The organism is Mediterraneibacter massiliensis, from assembly GCF_001487105.1.
Classification (GTDB): domain Bacteria; phylum Bacillota; class Clostridia; order Lachnospirales; family Lachnospiraceae; genus Mediterraneibacter; species Mediterraneibacter massiliensis.
In genome coordinates, this window is record NZ_LN912998.1 from 1 (window position 1) to 5,140 (window position 5,140).

Annotated in this window: 3 protein-coding genes; 1 reads left to right on the top strand and 2 read right to left on the bottom strand. The window is 43.4% G+C overall.

The genetic code is table 11. The annotated features are described in order from the left end of the window. Positions 1 to 557 precede the first annotated feature (557 nt). A complete protein-coding gene (locus BN3282_RS00015; protein ID WP_059066117.1) occupies positions 558 to 2,606 on the bottom strand; it encodes an FAD-dependent oxidoreductase in 2,049 nt (682 codons plus the stop codon). A gap of 307 nt (positions 2,607 to 2,913) precedes the next feature. On the opposite strand from BN3282_RS00015, the gene BN3282_RS00020 reads away from it, so the two are divergent. Continuing rightward, the gene (locus tag BN3282_RS00020) at positions 2,914 to 3,498 is read left to right on the top strand and encodes a TetR/AcrR family transcriptional regulator (protein ID WP_059066118.1); all 585 of its coding nucleotides are present in this window, start codon (positions 2,914 to 2,916) and stop codon (positions 3,496 to 3,498) included. Between the two features lie 99 nt (positions 3,499 to 3,597). Here the strand turns inward: BN3282_RS00020 and radA are convergent, their stop codons facing one another. Next, entirely contained in the window at positions 3,598 to 4,962 is a 1,365-nt protein-coding gene (radA, locus tag BN3282_RS00025; RefSeq protein ID WP_059066119.1) for a DNA repair protein RadA, read from the bottom strand. Between the last annotated feature and the right edge of the window lie 178 nt (positions 4,963 to 5,140).

Sequence of the window (5,140 nt, forward strand, 5' to 3'; positions counted from 1 at the left end):
TTAAGAATTTTCAAGGATCGTTGTCTATTGTTCAGTTATCAAGGTGCTTTGTTTCGCTCTTGAGCGACAACTTCTTTATCTTACCAAACTCATTGCCTGTTGTCAAGAACTTTTTTATTTTTCTTTGTCATCTCTTCAAGCGACAGCTTGTATAGATTATCACACAACTTTTTCTTTGTCAACAACTTTTTTCGAGTTATTTCAACATTATTTTCGCTTCTGAATCCTGGTCGCTCTCCAATCCCTTGCGGCTTCCTTTTTCCTCTGCTTGCAGTTATGTGCCTGTCGTTTTCAGCGACGAATGTTATCTTACCATCTCACCCGATAATTGTCAACGTTTTTTATCTTTTTTATATATTTCGCACAATTCAGACAATTCAGACGATAAAATAACCGTGTATATAAATATCTTTTTCCCGGATCCACCCGTTTTTTAGATTGTTTTTTCTCTAATATTTCTGCACAAAAAAGGAGCTGTTCACTCTAGCAGAATATTCTTCCACCGTTGCCAGCTCCTTTGACCACATTATATGTGCCTAGTAACGCACTGTACCTTTCTACAGTTTCATCGCTGTCTCGTAAGCCGACCAGACTGCATCCATAACATTCGTTGGCTGTTCTGCGTCTCCTATCAGATATACATGATCGCCTTTGATTTTTTCATATAATGTATTTTCCGGTATATAGCCGACCGATACCACAATATGATCTGCCGGGATCTCATGTTTTACTTTCATGCCTTGCACACCCAGTGCAAACATTCTCTTTGCACGGTTTGCAGTATTGGGGTAGTTCTTCTCAGTTTCAACTACAGTTGCGATACCAGCTTTATAACTTTCAACCACAGCATTTTTGATGACTTTTACTTTATAATAATCCAGAAGCTCCATCAGCATATTGTAATTTGCCGCAGACAGACCAAATGCATTTAATATGGTTTCTGTCATTTCTACTATCGTAACTTTTTTGCCTTCCTTTCCAAGCATATAGGCGATCTCACATCCCGTCAGACCTCCTCCTACGACCAGAACATTCTCTCCGTCTATCTTTACCTGCTGCAATGTATCTACCGCATAGGTCACATTTTCTGCATCAAATCCCGGAATAGCAAGCTTACGTTCTTTTGCGCCTGTTGCAACAAAGATTTCATCATATCCAGAAGTCATCTCTTCCGTCACTTCTGTATTCAGATGCACATTTACTCCCAGGTCACACATCTGTTTTCTGTACCATTTCAACAGATTCTTATCATCTTCCTTAAATTCCGGAGCTGCAGCAGCAATAAATACGCCGCCCAGTTCACTATTCTTTTCATACAGATCCACTTCATGTCCACGTATCGCACAGACACGTGCCGCTTCCATACCGCCAAGTCCGCCGCCGATCACAAGCACTTTCTTCTTTTGCTCCGCCGGCTGCAGCTTATAGGATTTCTCACGTCCACATGCCGGATTTACTGCGCAGCTGATATCTTTGTCCTGGAAAATCCGACCCAGGCAGCCCTGATGGCATGAAATACACGGACGTATATCATCCAGCCTTCCTTCATAGAATTTCTTGCCAAGTTCAGGATCTGCAAGCAGCGGACGTCCCATACCCATAATATCGATTTTGCCTTCGGCGATCTCTTTATCTGCCAGTTCCGGATTATCAAAACGTCCGGCACAGACAACTGGAATAGATACAGCCTCTTTTACCTTTTCTACATCTGCCAGATTGCATGCTTTCGGCATGTATACCGGTGGATGCGCCCAGAACCAAGAATCATAACTGCCGTTATCACAATTGAGCATATCATAGCCATAAGACTCCAGTAATTTAACAGCCTCTATTGCTTCTTCCAGATTTCTTCCTTTTTCTTCATATTCTTCTCCCGGAAGAGCACCGCGGTTAAAGTCCTTTACATAACTGCGCACACTGAAGCGTAAGGAGACCGGAAAATCTTTACCACATTTTTCTTTGATCGCTTCCACGATCTCCTTCGGAAAACGCAAACGATTCTCCAGACTTCCGCCATACTCATCGTCTCTCTTATTATAGAATCCAATCGCGAACTGATCGAGCAGATATCCTTCATGTACGGCATGAATCTCCACACCGTCTCCGCCTGCCTGCTGCACCTCATAGGCTGCCTGCGCAAAATTCTTGACATAGAGATGAATCTCGTCTTTCGTAATACCACGATTTTTAATCGTAGGATCCCACACATTCTGAATCGGAGCCGGCGCCGGAAGCATCTTCCATGAAATCTCATTTTCCAGATGTGCCGCTCTTCCTGTCATAGCGGTCAGCTGAATAAAGATTTTAGAACCATATTTGTGAATTCCTTCTGTCAGATATTTCATCTGCTCAATATATTCTTCCGGGTGATTCACCGGATTCATAAACGGCATAGGGATGATCGGAGCAAGTCCCGTAATGATCAGGCCTGTTCCGCCTTTCGCACGTTCAATATAATAATCCGCTCCGTCTTTGGTATAAGCTCCGGTCTTCGGATTCATCAGCCGCGGTGAAAAGACTCCCATGGGCATCATCGCAATACGATTCGGGATTTCTATGCCTCCGACCTTCACCGGTGAAAATAAATGTTCATATTTCGTTGCCATCTGTACATCCTCCTTTTCAAAAACTGCTTCTTGCTATTTTCCTTGATTCAGAAATCGCCTCTTTATTATCTGTATATTCCAATATAGAAGCGCAAATTTCTGAATCTTACTTAATAGTAATCATAGCACAGTCTATAAAAGATTACTATAGTAACAGAATACAATTCGGCGAATATTATTTTGTTAAATATGTACAAATATCCTCTTTTAATTTCTTCTAAATGCAAATCACACTAACTTATCTTGTCAGGTGTTTCTCATCTGTGATATTCTATCTTTATAAATTTAAGAAAGTCGGGAATATTTTATGAAACCTCAAACAAACAGACAAAAGCAGGCGCTGGCCACAAAGCAAAAAATTTTCACATGTGCGCTTTCCCTCTTTTCCAAAAAAGCTTATGAAACAATTACTGTACAGGAAATCTGTTCAACTGCCGAAGTGTCTGTCGGAGCTTTTTATCATCATTTTAAAAGCAAAGACGATATATTAGAAGAAGGGTATCATCTATTTGATGCACAGGCAGAAGAAGAATGGGATCATTTTCATCCGGATGATTCCATTGACAGGATCCGTTTTCTCGTTTCGATCCAGACTAATTCAATGAGTAAGATGGGACCTTTTGCGGCTATGCAGTATTTTAAGAACCAACTTTCCTGCTCTGAGAAATATATACTGAATCCTTCCCGTTTCTTCTATAAGAAGATTCAGGAATCCATTCAATCAGGAATCGACTCTGCTGTATTAAATGGATCTGCGGCAGAGATAACCGAAGAGATCCTCTGCCTGACCCGTGGGATCATCTACGACTGGGGATTGCATGAAGGCTCCTATTCTCTGGAGGATCGCACAGCTAAGATGCTGGATATTTTATTGGAGCATTATACGCATTAAAACAGAAAGGCTGCTCTGGATCCGAATTTCTCATCTCCTTGATCCATAAACAGCCTCTCTGCTTTATACTGTCGCCAAGCTTATTTTTCTAGTAAATACTTATATAAAATCCATGGCATCGCTGATCGTCTTCACGCCTACGATTTTGATCCCTCGTGTCCCCTTTACCATTTTTTCTGAAACACCAGGCAGGACACAAGTTTCAAATCCCAGCTTCTTTGCCTCAGCCACTCGCTGCTCCGGCATATTCACCGCACGTACTTCTCCGCTTAGTCCTACTTCACCGAATACGATCACTCTTTCATCTATCGGGCGGTTTTTGTAGCTGGATACCAGAGCCATCACGATCCCCAGATCGATCGCCGGCTCATTCATCCTGATCCCCCCTGCTATATTGACATACGCATCATAACTAGAAAGCGGAAGTCCGATCCTCTTTTCCAACACTGCCATCAAAAGGTTGACCCTGTTATAATCACATCCCGCCGCCGTACGTCTTGGCATACCAAAATTACTTTTGCATACTAATGCCTGTATTTCTATCAAGATCGGCCTGGTTCCTTCCATAGAGCATGCCACGACAGAACCGGACGCATTCTCCGGTTTCCCGCTCAACATGTATTCCGATGGATTTTCCACCTCATTGAGTCCATTCTGGCGCATTTCAAACACACCGATTTCGTTAGTAGAACCAAATCTGTTTTTTACAGCGCGCAAAATACGGTAGGACGCATGCCGATCTCCTTCAAAATACAGCACAGTATCTACCATGTGCTCCAAAACCCTAGGTCCTGCAACTGTTCCTTCTTTCGTCACATGTCCGACAATAAAAACAGGGATACAAAGTCCTTTCGCAAGTTGCATAAATACATTGGTAGATTCTCTGACCTGGGATACGCTTCCCGGAGCGGAAGTAACTTCTTCACTATACATTGTCTGGATAGAGTCAATGATCACCAGCTCCGGTCTTTCTTTCTCAATGACCGCCCGGATGATCCCCAGGTTTGTCTCACATAAAAGCAACAGATTTTCTGCAAATTCTCCCATGCGATTTGCCCGCAATTTTATCTGCGTCTGTGACTCCTCCCCGGAAATATAAAGAATCTTCTTCATTTCAGCCAGTTTTTGACAAACCTGCAGTAAGAGTGTAGATTTTCCAATCCCGGGATCTCCTCCCACCAAGACAAGAGATCCCGGAACGATCCCGCCGCCCAAGACTCTGTCCAGTTCCTTAATCGTTGTCTCAATACGTACATCATCCGACGCACTTACCTTAGACAGAGAAACCGGAACTGTCTCTCTGACCGCCCTTGCTGCCGCAGTACTTCCTCGGCTGATCCCGGCGCTTACCTTTTCCTCTACGAAAGTATTCCATTCTCCGCACGAAGGACACTGTCCCAGCCACTTTGCTTCCTCATGTCCACAATTCTGACAGAAAAATACGCTTTTGTTTCCTTTTGCCATATTATACCGTACCTTTCACTCTGACTTTTCTTCTGGCTTTCTAACTCATTCCAGTCGCCCCCACCCGTAAAACGGGTGGCTCGGGACGCGGGCTCTAAGCCCGCCCTACTTGGCCGCGCCTCAAGGCGCTGGCTTTCTCTTTTTACGCCATGGGAAGTCTACCCTTTGTAGCCTTCCC